This is a genomic window from Mesorhizobium sp. LCM 4577, from assembly GCF_001854795.2.
GTDB lineage: Bacteria > Pseudomonadota > Alphaproteobacteria > Rhizobiales > Rhizobiaceae > Mesorhizobium > Mesorhizobium plurifarium.
This window is the reverse complement of the sequence record NZ_MDDU01000008.1, coordinates 1-18,451: the sequence shown is the minus strand read 5'-3', so window position 1 is coordinate 18,451 and position 18,451 is coordinate 1. Positions and strand designations below refer to the sequence as shown.

Below are 18,451 nucleotides of genomic sequence, written 5' to 3'. Positions count from 1 at the left end.
CTGACTACACCTTGGGCACGAAAGGCGCAGGACGGCGGCCGGCGCCTTGCCGCTCGAGCATCCAGCCGGAATATTCGGCAGGCAGCGCGCTGACCTCGTCGAGCCTGGCGAGATCATCGGCGTCGAGCTTCAGGCCGGTGGCGGCAAGGTTCTGCTCGAGCTGGTCCATGCGGCTGGCGCCGATGATGACGCTCATGACGAAGGGTTTTGCCAGCACGTAGCCCAGCGCCACCGTGGCGACGCTGATGCCGTGCTTCTTGGCGACCTCGCGCATGACGGCAACCGCCGCCCAGGCGCGATCCTCATTGACCGGCGGGAAGTTGAAGGACGCGCGGCGGCCCTCGCCGTTGCCCGGCGCGCCGGGACCGTATTTGCCGGAGAGCAGGCCGCCGGCCATCGGCGACCAGACCATCAGGCCGAGCTTTTCCTCGTTGATCAAAGGCACGATCTCACGCTCGAGATCGCGGCCGGCGATCGAGTAGTAGGATTGGATCGTCTCGAAGCGGGCAAAGCCCTTGCGCTCGGCAATGCCCAGCGCCTTGGCGATACGCCAGGCCTGCCAGTTGGAGACTCCGACATAACGCACCTTGCCGCTGGCTACGAGGTCGTCGAGCGCGCGCAGCGTCTCGTCGATCGGCGTCACCGTGTCGGTGCCGTGCAGCTGGTAGAGATCGATATGATCGAGCTGCAGCCGCTTCAGGCTGCCGTCGACCGAATCCATGATGTGGCCGCGCGAGGAGCCGCGCTCGTTCGGCCCGTTGCCCATGGCGCCATGCACCTTGGTGGCGATGATCACGTCCGAGCGCTTGACGCCGAGATCCTTGAGCGACTGCCCCAGCAATTGCTCGGACTGGCCGAAGGAATAGACATCCGCGGTATCGAAGAAATTGACGCCGGCGGCGATCGAGCGGGCAACGATCTCGTTGACGCCTTTCTGGTCGAGACTGGCGATCAGGCCCCATTGGGCATTCTGGCCGGCGGCGCCGAAGGTCATGGTGCCGAGGCAGAGTTCGGAAACGAACAGGCCGGTATTGCCGAGCTGGTTATAGCGCATGGTAGGATCCCCGAGAGAAGGATTGAATGACACCATGCAAATAGGAACGGGCCGTTTCGTTTCAAGTTCTGACGCCGGCCCTATCGTTCAATTGGCCGGTCGGTAACGAGATCGTTACGAGCGGCCGAGGCGCTTAGCGGCTGCCGAAGATCGCCGATCCCACTCTGACGCTCGTCGCGCCGAAAGCGATGGCGGTCTCGTAGTCGCCGGACATGCCCATCGAGAGCTTCGCGACGCCGGCCTCGCGGGCGAGCTTGTCCAGCAGCGCAAAATGCGGGCCGGGGTTCTCGTCGGCCGGCGGGATGCACATCAGGCCCTCGATGGCGAGGCTATGCACATCGCGGCAGCGCTTGACGAAGGCGACCGCCTCGCGCGGCTCGATGCCGGCCTTTTGCGGCTCGGAGCCGGTGTTGACCTGGACGTAGAGTTTTGGTGAGCGGCCCTGCCTGGCCATCTCCTTAGCCAGTTCGGCGGCGATCTTTTCACGGTCGACCGTCTCGATGACATCGAAAAGCGCCACCGCTTCCTTCGCCTTGTTGGACTGCAGCGGGCCGATCAGATGCAGCTCGAGACCGCCAAATGCCGCTTTCAGCGCCGGCCATTTGCCTTGGGCTTCCTGCACGCGGTTCTCGCCGAAAACGCGCTGGCCGGCCTCGATCACAGGGCGGATGTCCTCGGCCGTGAAGGTCTTCGACACGGCCACCAGCGTGACGGCGCCGGGCTCGCGCCTTGCCTCGCGCTCGGCGTTTGCGATCCTCGCCTTGACCGCGTGAAGCTGCTCTACGGCGTTCGTCATGCCACTATCCTGCCTATAGTTTTCATGGCCGGGCCGGCTCGCCGCAGTTGACGGGTCCGGCAATCCATGGTGAACACCGCGACGACATTTCCCAGCCGCCGGCGGTGTCCGGCGCCCTGTGCCTGCTTTTAAGTGAAAAACATCCGATGGCAACTGAACGATACAATCCGCGCACGTCAGAGCCCAAATGGCAGAAAGCCTGGGCCGAAAAGAAGCTGTTCGAGGCCCGCAACGACGACCCGAAGCCGAAATACTACGTGCTCGAGATGTTCCCCTATCCGTCGGGCAAGATCCATATCGGCCACACCCGCAACTACACGATGGGCGACGTGGTGGCGCGCTACAAGCGCGCCAAGGGCTTCAACGTGCTGCATCCGATGGGCTGGGACGCGTTTGGCATGCCGGCCGAAAACGCCGCCATGCAGAACAAGGTCCACCCCAAGGACTGGACCTACGAAAACATCGCGGTCATGCGCGAGCAGCTCAAGATGATGGGCCTGTCGCTCGACTGGGCGCGCGAGTTCGCGACCTGCGACGTCGATTACTACCACCGCCAGCAGATGCTGTTCCTCGACTTTGTCGAGAAGGGGCTGGTGACGCGCAAATCCTCCAAGGTCAACTGGGACCCGGAGGACATGACGGTGCTTGCCAACGAGCAGGTCATCGACGGCCGCGGCTGGCGTTCGGGCGCGCTGGTCGAGCAGCGCGAGCTGACGCAGTGGTTCTTCAAGATCACCGACTTCGCGCAGGATCTGCTGGACTCGCTCAACCGGCTCGAAGAATGGCCGGAGAAGGTCAAGCTGATGCAGCACAACTGGATCGGCCGCTCCGAAGGCCTGCTGATCCGCTGGCCGCTGGCGAAGCCTGTCGGCGATGCGAATGAGCTGGAAGTCTACACGACCCGGCCCGACACCATTTTCGGCGCCTCCTTCATGGCGGTCGCCGCCGACCATCCGCTGGCGCGGAAAGCCGCCGAGGAGAATGTCGAGCTTGCGAAGTTTATCGAGGAGGTCCGCCACATGGGCACCTCGGTGGCGGCGCTGGAGACGGCCGAGAAGAAGGGCTTCGACACCGGCATCCGCGTCGTCCATCCGTTCGACGAGAATTGGACGCTGCCGGTCTATGTCGCCAATTTCGTGCTGATGGAATATGGCACCGGCGCCATTTTCGGCTGCCCATCGGGCGACCAGCGCGACCTCGACTTCGCCAACAAATACGGCCTGCCGGTGATCCCGGTGGTGATGCCGGAAGGAGCCGACGCCAAGACCTTCCAGATTACGGAGGAGGCCTATGTCGATGACGGCGTGATGATCAATTCGCGCTTCCTCGACGGCATGAAGCCCGAAAAGGCCTTCAATGAAGTGGCGAAGCTGCTCGAAGCAAAAACGATCGGCGGCCGGCCGATGGCGGAGCGCAAGGTGAATTTCCGCCTGCGCGACTGGGGCATCTCGCGCCAGCGCTACTGGGGCTGCCCGATCCCGATGATCCATTGCGAGGCCTGCGGCGTGGTGCCGGTGCCGAAGACCGACCTGCCGGTGAAGCTGCCCGACGACATCGAGTTCGACCGTCCGGGCAACCCGCTCGACCGGCATCCGACCTGGCGGCATGTGAAGTGTCCGCAATGCGGCCGCGATGCGCGGCGCGAGACCGACACGATGGACACCTTCGTCGATTCGTCCTGGTATTTCGCGCGCTTCACAGCGCCTTGGGCCAATGAGCCGACCGAGCCGAAAGCGGCCGACGAATGGCTGGCGGTCGACCAGTATATCGGCGGCATCGAGCATGCGATCCTGCATCTGCTCTATTCGCGCTTCTTCACCCGCGCCATGCGCGAGACAGGTCACCTCAATCTGGCCGAGCCGTTCAAGGGCCTGTTCACGCAGGGCATGGTCGTGCACGAGACCTACCGCGTCGGTGGATCGTCCAACAACGGGCGCTGGCTGTCGCCGAGCGAGGTCAGGCTCGAGGACGTCGGCGGCAAGCGCCGCGCCGTCGAGATCGCCAGCGGCGAGGAGGCGACGATCGGCGCGCTGGAAAAGATGTCGAAGTCGAAGAAGAACACGGTGAGCCCGGAAGAGATCACCGACGGCTATGGCGCCGACACGGCGCGCTGGTTCATGCTGTCGGACTCGCCGCCGGAGCGCGACGTCGAATGGACCGACGACGGCGCAGCCGGCGCGCACCGCTTCGTGCAGCGCATCTGGCGCCTGGTGCAGATCGCGGCCGACGAGCTTTCCGGCGTGAAGCCCGTGGCGGCGAAGGACGGCGAGGCGGGCGCCGTGTCGAAGGCCGCGCACAAGATCCTGAAGGCGGTCGGCGAGGACATCGAGAAGCTCGGCTTCAACCGCGCCATCGCCCGCATCTACGAGCTCGCCAACGCGCTGGCGACGCCGCTCAACGACGTTGCCGAAGGCAAGGCGGACGCCGCGCTGAAAGGCGCTTGCCGCGAGGCGGTGGAGATACTGGTGCACATCATCGCGCCGGTCATGCCGCATCTGGCGGAGGAATGCTGGGAAGCGCTGGGCGGCACCGAGATGGTCGCCGAGCGGCCCTGGCCGGTCTACGATCCGGCGCTGGTCGTCGACAACGAGATCGTGCTGCCGGTGCAGGTCAACGGCAAGAAGCGCGGGGATTTGACAATTGCCCGCGACGCGGATCAAGGTGCCGTCGAAAAAGCGGTGCTGGCTCTCGACTTCGTGCAAAAAGCGCTCGATGGTAAGGCTCCGCGCAAGGTGATCATCGTCCCGCAGAGGATCGTCAATGTCGTTGCCTGATCCGGTGAAGTCAGAAGGGCCCCGCCTGCGCGGCCGCCTGGCGGTCTGCGGCATGGCCGCCGCGCTTGCGCTGGTCTCGGCCTGCACGGTCAGGCCGCTCTATTCCAACCAGCCGCTGTCGCCCGGATCGCAGCTCAGCGCGTCCGCCGAGCTCGCCTCGATCTCGATCAAGCCGGTCAAGACGCGCTACGCGCAGCAGGTGCGCAACAATCTGATCTTCGCTTTCGGGCAAGGCTCGGGCGAGCCGGCCTCGCCGGCCTATACGCTCGATCTCGGCGTCACCGAGCTCGTCGAATCAGCGGCCATCGTGCAGGTGCAGACCCAGGAGGACGAGCCGACGGCGGGCACGGTCACGCTGACCGCCAATTACGTGCTGCGCGATACCGCGACCAACACGGTGATTGCGGTGGGCAAACGCTCGATCCCCTCATCCTTCGACCGGCCCCGCCAGGAGTTCGCGGCCTACCGGGCGCAGATCGACGCCGAGAACCGCGCCGCGCGCGAGCTGGCCGACCTGCTGCGGCTGTCGATCGCGCAGGATCTGGCCAAGCACGGCAAGAAAGCCTGAGGCACTGCACAGAGGCTTGACCGGTCGACTCTGTTTGGCTGGTGGCATGCGCTGGAGATTGGCGCGAAACGCCCATCGCGATCGTCATTCCAGGGCGGAGCAGGAGCGAAGCTCCGTCGCGTAGACCCTGGAATCCATGCCGTTCCCCTCGCCAAGGCGTGCTGCGGAGCAGAATTCTGCACCGCAGCGGCGCTTCCAAGTCACGGCATGGATTCTATGGTCTGCGCCGCGTCGCTTCGCTCCTTGCTCCGCCATAGAATGACGAGGTTCGGGCGGCCTCAACCAATCCCCTGCGTTTGCCTCGACCTCGACCTCGATCGAAGAGCAGAACTCTGCACCATGACGGTCGCGATGGGCGTTCCGGCCATCGCCAGATGCGACCCACCAACACGTAGGCTGTTTGAAACAAAAAAGGCCGGTCACCCGGCCTTTTTCTGTTCTGACGAGATGCCGCCCTCAACCGATCTTCTGGCCGGTCTTGGCCCAGTCGGCGAGGAAGGCGGCAAGGCCCTTGTCGGTCAGCGGGTGGTTGACCAGCGCCTTCAGGGTCGCCGGCGGCGCGGTGACGATATCGGCGCCGATCAGCGCGGCCTGCTTGACGTGGTTCACCGTGCGCACCGAAGCGGTCAGAATCTCGGTCTTGAAATCGTAATTGTCGTAGATGGTGCGGATTTCCGAGATCAGCTCCATGCCGTCCGAGCCGGTGTCGTCGATGCGGCCGACGAAGGGCGAGATGAAGGAAGCGCCGGCCTTGGCGGCGAGCAGCGCCTGGTTGGCCGAGAAGCAGAGCGTCACGTTGACCATGCGGTTCATCTCGGTGCGGATGGTCTTGCAGGCCTTGAGGCCGTCCAGCGTCAGCGGCACCTTGATGGCCACGTTCGGCGCGATCTTGGCCAGCACCTCGGCTTCGGCCATCATCTGCTTGTATTCGGTCGCGACGACCTCGGCCGAGACCGGGCCTTCGACGATGTCGCAGATCTGCTTGGTGACTTCGGCGATCTTGCCGCCCGATTTCAGAATCAGCGAGGGGTTGGTGGTGACGCCGTCGAGAAGCCCCAGCTCGTGCAGCTCCTTAATTTCCTTGATGTCAGCGGTGTCGACAAAAAACTTCATGGCTGTCTCCTTGGGGTCGCCCGGCGTCGGCCAGGCACATAAGAGGGTCCCCTTTGATCTAGAGCAAAGTCGGGGCAAGGTCACGCCTCATGATGGAAGATTCGCCCTTTGTCGCAGCCGCGCCCGTGCTGGTGCCGATGCCCGCTGAGCGGCCCTACACTTATGCCGTGCCGCCCGGCATGCGCGTGGTGCCGGGCTCGATCGTGCGCGTGCCGCTCGGACCTCGGCAAGTGGCCGGCATCGTCTGGGACGGCGCGGTCGAGGYGGTCGATGCAAAGAAATTGCGGCCGATCGAGGAGGTGTTCGACTGCCCGCCGATCGACAAGGACATGCGCCGCTTCGTCGACTGGATCGCACAATACACGCTGTCGGCCCCAGGCATGGTGGCGCGCATGCTGCTGCGCGCGCCGGAAGCGTTCGACCCGGAGCCATGGATCGAAGGGCTTCAGCGCACGCTGGCCGAGCCCGACCGGCTGACCGACGCGCGGCGACGCGTGCTCGAAACCGCCGAGGGCGGCCTCGCCTGGACACGCACGGGACTGGCGCATGCGGCGGGCGTGTCCTCGACCGTCATCGATGGATTGCGGGCCCAGGGCGTGTTCGAGACGGTGATGATTCCGCCGCGCCCGGTGGTGGCGGCGCCCGATCCCGGCCATGCCGTGCCGGAATTGATGCCGGACCAGAAAGCGGCGGCCGAAAAACTGCGCGCCGCGGTCGCTGCCGATGTCTTCAACGTCACGCTGCTCGACGGCGTCACCGGCTCAGGCAAGACCGAAGTCTATTTCGAGGCGGTGGCGGCGGCGCTCGACAAGGGCAGGCAGGTGCTGATCCTGTTGCCGGAAATCGCGCTGACCCACGCCTTCCTCGAACGTTTCCAGGACCGGTTCGGCRCCAAGCCGGCGGAGTGGCATTCCGACCTGCCGCCGAGGATGCGCGAGCGCGTCTGGCGGCAGGTGGCCGAAGGCGGCGTGAGGGTCGTCGCCGGCGCGCGCTCGGCGCTGTTCCTGCCGTTCAAGGAACTCGGCCTGATCGTCGTCGACGAGGAGCACGACCCCGCCTACAAGCAGGAAGACCGCGTTTTCTACAATGCGCGCGACATGGCGGTGGTGCGTGGCCATATCGGCGGCTTTCCGGTCGTGCTCGCCTCGGCGACACCGTCGGTGGAAAGCCGCGTCAACGCCAGCCAGGGCCGCTACCACCGGGCCGTGCTGTCGTCGCGCTTCGCCGAGGCGGCGCTCCCCGACCTGAAGTCGATCGACATGCGGCGCTCGCCGCCGGCGCGCGGCGGCTTCCTGTCGCCGGTGCTTCTGGAACAGATGCAGCGCACGCTGGAGAGGAAGGAACAGTCGCTGCTTTTCCTCAACCGGCGCGGCTATGCGCCGCTGACGCTCTGCCGGGTCTGCGGCCACCGTTTCGGCTGCCCCGTATGTTCGGCCTGGTTGGTCGAGCATCGCTTTCGCGGCCAGCTCGTCTGCCATCATTGCGGCCACAACGAGCGGCGGCCCGAGGCCTGCCCGGAATGCGGCACGCTCGACCATCTGGTAGCCTGCGGCCCGGGCGTCGAGCGAATCGCCGAGGAAGTGGTTGCGCATTTCCCGGATGCCCGCACCATCGTGTTGTCGTCCGATCTTCTGGGCGGCGTGCGCCGGCTCAGGCTCGAGCTGGAGGCCGTCGCCAATGGCGAAGCCGATATCGTCATCGGCACGCAGCTCGTCGCCAAGGGCCATAATTTTCCCGGCATGACACTGGTCGGCGTGGTCGATGCGGACCTGGGATTGGCCAATGGCGATCCGCGCGCCGCCGAACGCACCTTCCAATTGCTCAGTCAGGTGACGGGGCGCGCCGGCCGCACCGGCAAGAAGAGCCTCGGCCTGTTGCAGACCTACCAGCCCGACCATCCTGTGATGCGGGCGATCGTCTCGGGCGATTCGGAAGCCTTCTACGAGCGCGAGATCGCCGAGCGCGAACGGGCGGCCCTGCCGCCGTTCGGCCGGCTCGCCGGCATCATCGTCAGCGCTGCGACGCGAGCCGAGGCCGAAAGCCATGCGCGGGGATTGAGACGGGCGGCACCGCAGGCTTCGGACTTGTTCGTGCTCGGGCCGGCCGAGGCGCCTTTGTCGCTGATCGGCGGCCGTCACCGCTTCCGCCTGCTGATCCAGGGCGAGCGGCGTGCCGACATGCAAGGTTTCATCCGCGCCATGCTGGCCGAAGGCCCGAAGCTGCGCGGCTCGGTCCGGGTGCAGGTCGACATCGACCCGCAGAGCTTCCTATAAGCGAGAGACAATCCCAACGGAGTGCCAGCTTATGAAAACCCTCGGCCTCATAGGCGGCATGAGCTGGGAATCGACGGCGATCTATTACCGCCTGCTCAACGAGATCGTGCGCGAGCGGCTGGGCGGGCTGCATTCGGCGAAGCTCTTGTTGTGGTCGTTCGATTTCGCCGACATCGCCGAACGGCAGCATGCGGGCGATTGGGAAGGCGCCGGCGTCCTGCTCGTAGAAGCCGCGCGCAGGCTGGAGGCCGGCGGCGCCGAGGGCCTGGTGATCTGCACCAACACCATGCACAAGCTGGCCGACGCGGTGCAGGCGGCCATTTCGATCCCGCTCATCCACATCGCCGACGCGACGGGGCGCGCCGTCGTCGAGGCGGGCCTGAGGCGGCCGGCACTGCTGGCGACGCGCTTCACCATGGAGCAGGATTTCTACAAGGGCCGTCTCGCCGACAAATACGGCCTGGAACCTGTGGTGCCGAACCAGGCCGGTCGCGACATGGTGCACAAGGTGATCTATGACGAGCTTTGCCAGGGCATCGTCAAAGGCGAATCGAAATCCGCCTATCTCGACGAGATCGGCCGGATGCGGCGCACCGACCAGGTGGACGGCGTCATCATGGGCTGCACCGAGATCACCATGCTGATCGGCCAGGGCGATTTCGACGTTCCGGTCTTCGACACGACCCGCATCCATACCGCGGCCGCGGTCGATTTCGCGCTCGCCTGATTGCGCTGCTTCTAATGTGCCCGCCGTCCTCTGGCGCGCTTTCATTCCCTCGCTAGAATGCAGCGTTTCAGAACAAGAAATATGAGGGGGATCATATGGACTTTGCGTTTCCGTGGCCCGCGAGYCAAGGCGAATGGCTGGCCTGGTCGAGCGCCGTGGTGACCCTGGCCCTCGGCCTGTTCCTGTTCCTGGCGCCGGGGCTTGCATTTCRCGTGCTGCGCCTGCAGCCGAGGCCGGAGAAGGCGGCGGCGATCGCCGAGGGGCGCGGCCGCATGTCCGGCTTCTATCTCGGCGTCAGCCTGTGCTGCATCCTTCTGGCGCAGCCGCTGCTCTATATGGCGCTTGGCTTCTCCTGGCTGTTCACCGCTTTCGGCCGGCTTTTGTCGATGATGTCGGACAGCGCCAACACACCTTTCAACTGGGTTTCGATCGTGGTTGAATTGGCGCTGGCGGCGCTGCCGCTGGCCTTTGCCTTCGGCTTCGTGCCGTGAATTCGGCGCTTGAGCTTGGCCTTCGCCGCCTGATGCGACAAAAGTGCCTGAAAACCATGCCGGACGATGCATTGCGGTCTTAAAAAGCCTGTGCTAGACGGCAATCGACTTTCGACCGGGGATAGCGGAAGCCGCGCCTCCGTGCTTGGAAAAATGCAGTAAGGTCAAAGATTTAGCCAGAGTTTTCGCTCGCGCCAACAATCTGCGGCCTGTCAGACAAGAGAAAAGACGGTCCGTGGCCCAATCGTCATCGCCAATCTCAGCTGTCGCAGAGCGCTATGCCGGCTCGCTGTTCGAGCTCGCGCTGCAGGACAATTCGGTCGCCAAGGTCGAGGCCGACCTTGCCGGCTTCGAGGCGCTGCTCAACGGCAGCGACGATCTCAAGCGGCTGATCAACAGCCCGGTGTTTTCCAGCGAGGACCAGGCCAAGGCCATCGCCGCCATCGTCGACAAGGCCAAGATCACCGGCCTGGTCGGCAATTTCCTGCGCGTCGTCGCCAGGAACCGCCGTCTGTTCGCGGTGCCCGGCATGATCAAGGCGTTCCGCCAGATCGCCGCCGAGCATCGCGGCGAGGCATCCGCCGAGGTCACTTCGGCGCATGCGCTGACGGCCGCGCAGCAAACTGAACTCAAGGCGACGCTGAAGAGCATCGCCGGCAAGGATGTGGCCATCGCCATGACCGTCGATCCGTCGCTGCTCGGCGGGCTGATCGTCAAGATGGGCTCGCGCCAGATCGATACGTCGCTCAAAACCAAACTCAATTCGCTCAAGCTTGCACTGAAAGAGGTCGGCTGATGGACATCCGCGCCGCGGAAATTTCCGCAATTCTGAAAGACCAGATCAAGAATTTCGGCAAGGAGGCCGAGGTCTCCGAAGTCGGCCAGGTTCTGTCCGTCGGTGACGGCATCGCCCGCGTCTACGGCCTCGACAATGTCCAGGCCGGCGAGATGGTCGAATTCCCGGGTGGCATCCGTGGCATGGCGCTGAACCTCGAAGCCGACAATGTCGGCGTCGTCATCTTCGGCAACGACCGCGACATCAAGGAAGGCGACACCGTCAAGCGCACGGGCGCCATCGTCGACGTGCCGGTTGGCCCGGGCCTGCTCGGCCGCGTCGTGGACGCGCTCGGCAACCCGATCGACGGCAAGGGCCCGATCAAGGCCACCGAACGCAAGCGCGTCGACGTCAAGGCGCCCGGCATCATTCCGCGCAAGTCGGTGCATGAGCCGATGTCGACGGGCCTCAAGGCCATCGACGCGCTGATCCCGGTCGGCCGCGGCCAGCGCGAGCTGGTCATCGGCGACCGCCAGACCGGCAAGACCGCCATCATCCTCGACACGATGCTGAACCAGAAGTCGGTGCACGACAACGGCCCGGAGAAGGAGAAGCTCTACTGCGTCTACGTCGCCGTCGGCCAGAAGCGCTCGACCGTCGCGCAGTTCGTGAAGGTGCTGGAGGAGCGCGGCGCGCTCGACTACTCCATCATCATCGCCGCCACCGCGTCCGACCCGGCGCCGATGCAGTTTCTGGCACCGTTCGCCGGCTGCACCATGGGCGAATATTTCCGCGACAACGGCATGCATGCGCTCATCAGCTATGACGATCTGTCAAAGCAGGCCGTCGCCTATCGCCAGATGTCGCTCTTGCTGCGCCGCCCGCCGGGCCGCGAAGCCTATCCGGGCGACGTCTTCTATCTCCATTCGCGCCTGCTCGAGCGCGCCGCCAAGCTCAATGACGACAACGGCGCCGGTTCGCTGACCGCGCTGCCGGTCATCGAGACCCAGGCCAACGACGTGTCGGCCTACATCCCGACCAACGTGATCTCGATCACCGACGGCCAGATCTTCCTCGAGACCAACCTGTTCTTCCAAGGCATCCGTCCGGCGGTGAATGTCGGCCTGTCGGTGTCGCGCGTCGGCTCGTCGGCGCAGATCAAGGCGATGAAGCAGGTTGCAGGCTCGATCAAGGGCGAGCTCGCGCAGTACCGCGAAATGGCGGCCTTCGCGCAGTTCGGCTCGGACCTCGACGCCGCCACCCAGCGCCTGCTGAACCGCGGTTCGCGCCTGACGGAGCTTCTGAAGCAGCCGCAATTCTCGCCGCTCAAGACCGAAGAGCAGGTCGCGGTGATCTTCGCCGGCGTCAACGGCTATCTCGACAAGCTGCCGCTCAACCAGGTCGGCAAGTTCGAGCATGGCCTGCTCAGCCACATGCGCTCGGCCGGCAAGGACGTGCTCGACGGCATCCGCAAGGAGAAGGCGCTGTCGGACGATTTGCGCGCCAAGCTCAAGGCGGAAATCGACGCCTTCGCCAAGACCTTTGCTTGAACGACGCCGGACGGGATCAGGTTTGAGGCATGGCTTCGTTAAAAGACCTTCGTAACCGTATCGCCTCGGTCAAGGCGACGCAGAAGATCACCAAGGCGATGCAGATGGTCGCCGCGGCGAAGCTGCGTCGCGCGCAGGAGGCGGCGGAAGCAGCCAGGCCCTATTCCGAGCGTATGGGCGCGGTCCTGGCCAACATCACCCAGGCGATCGGCGGCGGCGGCGATGCCCCGGCGCTGATGACGGGCACCGGCCGGGACGACGTGCATCTGCTCATCGTCTGCACCGCCGAGCGCGGCTTGTGCGGTGGCTTCAACTCGCAGATTGCGCGTCTCGCCCGTGACCACATCCGCAGGCTGGTGGCCGACGGCAAGCAGGTGAAGATCATCTGCGTCGGCAAGAAGGGTTACGACATCCTGCGCCGCGACTACGCCTCGCTGATCCTCGAGCGGGTCGACCTGCGCGAGGTCAAGACGCTCGGCTTCGTCAATGCCGATGCGATCGCGCGCAAGGTCATCCACCTCTTCAACGAGGGCGGCTTCGACATCTGCACGCTGTTCTATTCGCAATTCAAGTCGGTGATCAGCCAGATCCCGACGGCGCAGCAGATCATCCCGGCAGCGCAGGCTTCGGCCGCCACCGAAGGTGGCAATAGCGGCGGCGCGGTCTACGAATACGAGCCGGAGCCGGGCGAGATCCTCTCCGACCTCATCCCGCGCAACATCGCCGTGCAGATCTTCCGGGCGCTTTTGGAAAACGCGGCCGGCGAGATGGGCGCCAAGATGAGCGCGATGGACAATGCGACGCGCAATGCCGGCGACATGATCAACAGGCTGTCGATCACCTACAACCGCCAGCGGCAGGCGCAGATCACCAAGGAACTGATCGAAATCATTTCGGGCGCCGAGGCGCTCTAGGCGCGCGCAAGCGGGGTCCGAGACCTCGCGGCGGCGTGAACAACGGATAGACGAAAAGGGCAAAGACGATGGCGAAAGCAGCTACCCCGAAGACCGCGGCCAAGGAGGCATCGGCCCCGAAGGCGGCAAAGGCCCCGGCAGCCGCCGCGAAGGCCGCCGCTCCGGCAAAGAAGGCGGCCGCTCCGGCCAAGGCAGCGGCTTCCGCGGCCAGCGTCGCGGCCAAGCGCGTCGGCGCCGCCGGCAAGGTCCGCCAGGTCATCGGCGCCGTCGTCGACGTGCAGTTCGAAGACCATCTGCCGGCCATTCTGAACGCGCTGGAAACCGACAATGTCGGCAACCGCCTGGTGCTCGAGGTCGCCCAGCATCTCGGTGAGAACACCGTGCGCTGCATCGCCATGGACTCGACCGAGGGCCTGGTCCGCGGCCAGGACGTCTTTGACACCGGCGCGCCGATCTCGGTCCCGGTGGGTCCGGGCATGCTCGGCCGCATCATCAACGTCATCGGCGAGCCGGTCGACGAAGCCGGCCCGGTCGACGCCGTCGAGCTGCGCGCCATCCACCAGCCGGCTCCGGCCTATGTCGACCAGTCGACGGAAGCGCAGATCCTGGTTACCGGCATCAAGGTTCTCGACCTGCTGGCACCCTACGCCCGCGGCGGCAAGATCGGCCTGTTCGGCGGCGCCGGCGTCGGCAAGACCGTGCTGATCCAGGAACTGATCAACAACGTCGCGAAGGCCCATGGTGGCTTCTCGGTGTTCGCCGGTGTCGGCGAACGCACCCGCGAAGGCAACGACCTCTATCACGAGTTCATCGAATCGGGCGTCAACAAGAAGGGCGGCGGCCAAGGCTCGAAGGCAGCGCTCGTGTACGGCCAGATGAACGAACCGCCGGGCGCGCGCGCCCGCGTCGGCCTGACCGGCCTGACGGTTGCCGAATATTTCCGCGACCAGGGTCAGGACGTGCTGTTCTTCGTCGACAACATCTTCCGCTTCACGCAGGCGGGCTCGGAAGTGTCGGCGCTGCTCGGCCGCATTCCTTCCGCCGTGGGTTACCAGCCGACGCTGGCCACCGACATGGGCGCGCTGCAGGAGCGCATCACGACCACGACCAAGGGATCGATCACCTCGGTGCAGGCCATCTACGTGCCGGCCGACGACTTGACCGACCCGGCGCCGGCGACCTCCTTCGCGCACCTCGACGCCACGACCGTGCTCAACCGCGCGATCTCTGAAAAGGGCATCTACCCGGCCGTCGATCCGCTGGACTCGACCTCGCGCATGCTCGACCCGATGGTCGTCGGCGAGGAGCACTACCAAGTCGCCCGCCAGGTGCAGTCGATCCTGCAGCGCTACAAGTCGCTGCAGGACATCATCGCCATTCTTGGCATGGACGAGCTGTCGGAAGAGGACAAGCAGACGGTTGCCCGCGCCCGCAAGATCGAGCGCTTCCTGTCGCAGCCGTTCTTCGTCGCCGAAGTGTTCACGGGCTCGCCGGGCAAGCTGGTCGACCTCGCCGACACCATCAAGGGCTTCAAGGGCCTCTGCGCCRGCGACTACGACCACCTGCCGGAAGCCGCCTTCTACATGGTCGGCGGCATCGACGAAGCGGTCGAGAAGGCGCAGCGTCTGGCGGCTGAAGCAGCGTAACGAAGCGAATAGCGAATAGGGAGTAGCGAATAGGGATCAGTGGGCCGGCCGAGTTTCCTCTACTCGCTACTCGCTATTCGCTAGATTGGCATGGCTGAAGCTTTCAAGTTCGAACTGGTCTCGCCGGAGCGGCTGCTCGTCTCCGATCAGGTCGAGTCCGTCGTCATCCCGGGCGCGGAAGGCGAGATGACGGTGATGGCGCAGCACGCGCCGGTCATGACCACCATCAAGCCCGGCGTCGTCACGGTGAAGGCGGCCAGCGGCAAGGAAGACCGCTATGTTGTGTTCGGCGGTTTCGCCGACATCCTGCCGTCCGRCTGCACGCTGCTCGCCGAATCGGCGGTGCATGTGAACGACATCGACCGTGCGGACCTCGCGCGTCGCATCCAGGACGCCAAGGAAGACGCCGCCGACGCCAAGGACGACGTGGCGCGCAGCCGCGCCGAGCAGTTCCTCGCCCAGCTCACCACGCTGGAAGGCGCGCTGCTGCCGGCCTGATTTCGGCTGCGGAGGAGCGATTTAAAGAGCGGGCTTGCCCCGCTTTTTGTTTGCCCCGTTTTTCCCGCCTCCGGCGCAAACGCCGGCGATGAGCTGAAGGCTCCTGAACCTCGTCATTCCAGGGCGGAGCAAGAAGCGTAGCGACGCGCGCAGACCCGTGGATGACGACCGCGATAGGCGTCGAGGCCAATTGCCAAGGCATGGGCCTGCCAAGGCACACTAACCAACCGGTCGAAACTGCTGTGCCAAGGAATTGGCTACTCGGCCAGCCCGGACGGGTCCTTGCCAATGCCGAGCGCGGCAAAGGCCAGCTTCGGACCGCCTTGTTTGAAATGGACCAGATGCGTGGCGACAAACTCGATCAACTTCTGGCGCTCCGCGTGGCCTATGGCGAAGCCGGCGAGGTCGAACACGGCCTCGGCCATTGTTGCCGTCGGCAGGTTGCGGCCGAACAGGTCGCCGAGCGCCGCATCGAGCGGATCGGTGAAATGGCCTTCAGGCAAACTGCCGCCGCGCGCGGCGCATGCGGCTATCCAGGCGGCGACAACCAGCGACAGATGTTCCGGCAACAGCCCCGCCTCCAGCCGCGCAAGCGCTGAAGCGACGATGCGCTGCGGCAGCTTCTGGCTGCCGTCATTGGCGATCTGCGCGGTGCGGTGGGCGAGCGCGGTGTTGGAAAAGCGCGCGGCGAGCTCGGCCGTGTAGGGGGTCGGGTCGAGCCCGGCATCTTGCGGCAGCGTTGGAATGGCCTCGGCCCAAAGCCGGTCGACAAATTGCCTTATTGCCGGATCGGCAAAGGCGCGGTCGACGGTGGCGTGGCCGCTGAGCAGGCCGAGATAGGCGATGCCGGAATGCGCGCCGTTGAGCAGCCTCAGCTTCATGTCCTCGAACGGCCGCACATCCTCGACCATGGTGACGCCGAATTTTTCCCAGGCCGGCCGGCCCGCCGGAAAGCGGTCCTCGATCACCCATTGGCGGAATGGCTCGGTCATCACCGGCCAGGCGTCCTCGAGGCCGAGCTCGTCGGCGATGCGCGCCCGGTCGGCATCGGTGGTCGCCGGCACGATGCGGTCGACCATGGAAGACGGGAAGGCGACTTCGTCGGCCACATAGCGCCCGAGATCGGCATCGCGCAGCTTCGCGAACTCGATCAACAGCCGGTGCAACGTGGCGCCGTTGGCCGGCAGGTTGTCGCAGCAGAGCACGGTGAACGGAGGCGTGCCGGCAATGCTGCGCCGCGCCAGAGCCTCGGCGAGAAAGCCATGCGCCGTCTTCGGCGATCCGGGGTTGGCGAGGTCGTGGACGATGTCGGGGTGGGCGCTGTCGAGCGTGCCGTCGGCTGCCCTGAGATAGGCCTTCTCGGTGATGGTGAGCGTGACGATGCGGATGCGCGGATCGGTCAGCGCGGCGAGCACCGCGCCGGGGTCTTCCGGAGCGACGAGCAAGGACTGGATCGAGCCGACGACCTGCAGCTGTTCGCCGGCGCTGTCCCGGATTGCCAGCGTGTAGAGCCCGTCCTGCGGCTTGAGCGCATCGCGCGTGTCGGGGCTGCGCAGCGAGACCCCGACGATGCCCCAATCGCCTTCGCCATCCGCCAGACAGGCATCGACATAGGCGGCCTGGTGGGCGCGGTGGAAAGCGCCGACGCCAAGATGGACGATGCCGGGCGTGATGGCGCGGCGGTCATAGCGCGGGATGGCGGCCGGCACATTCGCAATCGTCAGGTTCGACAGGCGCTTCTTCATCGGACGTGAAGTCTCCAATCGCTTGCGGCCAGGCCGCCCTGGATGACGGCAAGTTCGGTGGCGGCGTAGCACCCGCCGCCTCCGTCGACAATGGCCGCGGCACGCTTAAGGCGCGCAGCCTTTCGTGTGTTGACACCATTTCCCACGGACCCTACCGGTGGATCACCGGAGGAGGACCGACATGGCCGCATTGACCGATCCGGATCTGCTGTTTGCCGCCGAAGGGCGCCAACTTTCGCTCGCACGTGCCCTTTACGCCGGCGTGAAAGACCTGCCCATCGTCAGCCCGCACGGTCATACCGACCCGCGCTGGTATGCGCTCGACGAGCCGTTTCCGGACCCGGCACAGCTGCTCATCGTGCCGGACCATTACATCTTACGCATGTTGTTCAGCCAGGGCGTGAGGCTGGAAGAGCTCGGCGTGGCAACGCTTGACGGTTCGCTCGCCGAAACCGACGGCCGCGCGATCTGGCGGCGTTTCGCCGAGCATTACTATCTCTTCCGCGGCACGCCGACGCGGCTCTGGCTCGACCATGCGCTCGAGCATCTGTTCGGCATCGCGGAACCGCTGACCACCGCCACCGCCGACCGCTGCTACGATACGATCGCCGCGCTGCTGCAACGCGACGACTATCGTCCGCGCGCGCTGTTCGAGCGCTTCAACATCGAGGTGATCGCGACGACCGAAGGCGCGCTCGACGATCTCGAATGGCACCGCACGATCCGCGACAGCGGCTGGAGCGGCCGCGTCGTCACCGCCTACCGGCCGGACGCCGTCGTCGATCCCGATTTCGAAGGCTTTGCTTCCAATCTCGATCGCCTCGGTGAAATCACCGGGTGCGACACCGGCAACTGGGCCGGCTATATCGAGGCGCACCGGAAGCGGCGCGCCTATTTCAAGGCATTCGGCGCCACCTCGTCCGATCACGGCCATCCCACCGCCGAGACCGCCAATCTCTCCGACGCGGCGGCTGAGGAGCTGTTCAACCGCATCCGCCGCGGCTCGGAGGACGGCCGCGAGCGAAARYTGTTCCGCGCCCAGATGCTGACCGAAATGGCCAAGATGAGCCGYGACGACGGCCTGGTGATGCAGATCCATCCYGGATCATGGCGCAATCAYTCSCCTTCCGTTTTCCRGAAGTTCGGCCGYGACAAGGGCTTCGATATCCCGACCCGCACCGATTACGTGACGGCGCTGAAGCCGCTGCTCGACTGCGTCGGGCTGGAGCGCGACCTCGCGATCATCCTGTTCACGCTGGACGAGACGAGCTACGCGCGCGAGCTGGCGCCGCTCGCCGGCGTCTATCCGGYGCTGAAGCTCGGCCCGGCSTGGTGGTTCCATGACAGTCCGGAAGGSATGCGCCGCTTCCGCGARATGACCACCGAGACGGCCGGCTTCTACAACACCGTCGGCTTCAACGACGACACGCGCGCCTTCCCCTCGATCCCGGCGCGCCATGACGTCGCGCGCCGCGTCGATTGCGCCTTCCTGGCGCGGCTGGTCGCCGAGCATCGACTGCGCGAGGA

Annotated in this window: 15 protein-coding genes; 11 read left to right on the top strand and 4 right to left on the bottom strand. The window is 65.5% G+C overall.

Features of this window, described 5'->3' with window-relative positions; genetic code table 11:
- Nucleotides 1-4 precede the first annotated feature (4 nt).
- Together LCM4577_RS12385 and LCM4577_RS12380 are read right to left on the bottom strand one after the other, a co-directional pair.
- Nucleotides 5-1,054: an aldo/keto reductase gene (locus LCM4577_RS12385; RefSeq protein ID WP_071071551.1), complete on the bottom strand. Its 1,050-nt coding sequence runs from the start codon at nucleotides 1,052-1,054 to the stop codon at nucleotides 5-7.
- Nucleotides 1,055-1,187: 133 nt separating this feature from the next.
- Complete coding sequence (locus LCM4577_RS12380; protein WP_071071416.1) at nucleotides 1,188-1,850, bottom strand: YggS family pyridoxal phosphate-dependent enzyme; 663 nt, start codon at nucleotides 1,848-1,850, stop codon at nucleotides 1,188-1,190.
- A gap of 146 nt (nucleotides 1,851-1,996) precedes the next feature.
- Between LCM4577_RS12380 and leuS the strand changes: the two genes are divergently transcribed.
- Nucleotides 1,997-4,624 (top strand): leucine--tRNA ligase, encoded by a 2,628-nt coding sequence (gene leuS / locus LCM4577_RS12375; RefSeq protein ID WP_071071414.1) that lies wholly within the window; start codon nucleotides 1,997-1,999, stop codon nucleotides 4,622-4,624.
- Entirely contained in the window at nucleotides 4,611-5,192 is a 582-nt protein-coding gene (gene lptE / locus LCM4577_RS12370) for an LPS assembly lipoprotein LptE (RefSeq protein WP_071031285.1), read from the top strand. Before leuS ends, lptE begins: the two co-directional genes overlap by 14 nt.
- 456 nt (nucleotides 5,193-5,648) lie before the next feature.
- On the opposite strand, the gene fsa is transcribed toward lptE, so the two are convergent.
- Complete coding sequence (fsa, locus tag LCM4577_RS12365; RefSeq protein WP_071031292.1) at nucleotides 5,649-6,305, bottom strand: fructose-6-phosphate aldolase; 657 nt, start codon at nucleotides 6,303-6,305, stop codon at nucleotides 5,649-5,651.
- Nucleotides 6,306-6,394: 89 nt separating this feature from the next.
- On the opposite strand from fsa, the gene LCM4577_RS12360 reads away from it, so the two are divergent.
- The 8 genes from LCM4577_RS12360 to LCM4577_RS12325 all read left to right on the top strand — a co-directional run bounded on the left by LCM4577_RS12360 (nucleotide 6,395) and on the right by LCM4577_RS12325 (nucleotide 15,179).
- Nucleotides 6,395-8,578: a primosomal protein N' gene (locus LCM4577_RS12360; RefSeq protein WP_071071412.1), complete on the top strand. Its 2,184-nt coding sequence runs from the start codon at nucleotides 6,395-6,397 to the stop codon at nucleotides 8,576-8,578.
- 31 nt (nucleotides 8,579-8,609) lie between these two features.
- Nucleotides 8,610-9,305 (top strand): aspartate/glutamate racemase family protein, encoded by a 696-nt coding sequence (locus LCM4577_RS12355; RefSeq protein ID WP_071071410.1) that lies wholly within the window; start codon nucleotides 8,610-8,612, stop codon nucleotides 9,303-9,305.
- A gap of 95 nt (nucleotides 9,306-9,400) precedes the next feature.
- The gene (locus tag LCM4577_RS12350) at nucleotides 9,401-9,796 is read left to right on the top strand and encodes a DUF4345 family protein (RefSeq protein WP_071071408.1); all 396 of its coding nucleotides are present in this window, start codon (nucleotides 9,401-9,403) and stop codon (nucleotides 9,794-9,796) included.
- A gap of 235 nt (nucleotides 9,797-10,031) precedes the next feature.
- A complete protein-coding gene (locus LCM4577_RS12345; protein ID WP_041011100.1) occupies nucleotides 10,032-10,592 on the top strand; it encodes a F0F1 ATP synthase subunit delta in 561 nt (186 codons plus the stop codon).
- The gene (gene atpA / locus LCM4577_RS12340) at nucleotides 10,592-12,121 is read left to right on the top strand and encodes a F0F1 ATP synthase subunit alpha (protein ID WP_040991590.1); all 1,530 of its coding nucleotides are present in this window, start codon (nucleotides 10,592-10,594) and stop codon (nucleotides 12,119-12,121) included. The genes LCM4577_RS12345 and atpA overlap by 1 nt, the downstream gene beginning before the upstream one ends.
- Before the next feature lie 29 nt (nucleotides 12,122-12,150).
- On the top strand, nucleotides 12,151-13,035 hold the full coding sequence (locus LCM4577_RS12335; protein WP_040991591.1) for a F0F1 ATP synthase subunit gamma: 885 nt from the start codon (nucleotides 12,151-12,153) through the stop codon (nucleotides 13,033-13,035).
- Nucleotides 13,036-13,103: 68 nt separating this feature from the next.
- The gene (gene atpD / locus LCM4577_RS12330; RefSeq protein WP_071071406.1) at nucleotides 13,104-14,681 is read left to right on the top strand and encodes a F0F1 ATP synthase subunit beta; all 1,578 of its coding nucleotides are present in this window, start codon (nucleotides 13,104-13,106) and stop codon (nucleotides 14,679-14,681) included.
- 90 nt (nucleotides 14,682-14,771) lie between these two features.
- A complete protein-coding gene (locus LCM4577_RS12325; RefSeq protein ID WP_071071404.1) occupies nucleotides 14,772-15,179 on the top strand; it encodes a F0F1 ATP synthase subunit epsilon in 408 nt (135 codons plus the stop codon).
- Nucleotides 15,180-15,436: 257 nt separating this feature from the next.
- Here LCM4577_RS12325 and LCM4577_RS12320 read toward each other — a convergent pair whose 3' ends face one another.
- Nucleotides 15,437-16,924, bottom strand: coding sequence for a mannitol dehydrogenase family protein (locus LCM4577_RS12320; protein WP_071071403.1), 1,488 nt, complete (start codon nucleotides 16,922-16,924; stop codon nucleotides 15,437-15,439).
- A gap of 181 nt (nucleotides 16,925-17,105) precedes the next feature.
- Here LCM4577_RS12320 and uxaC point away from each other — a divergent pair.
- Nucleotides 17,106-18,451: glucuronate isomerase (gene uxaC / locus LCM4577_RS12315; protein WP_071071401.1), on the top strand; the 1,346-nt coding region annotated here is incomplete at its 3' end.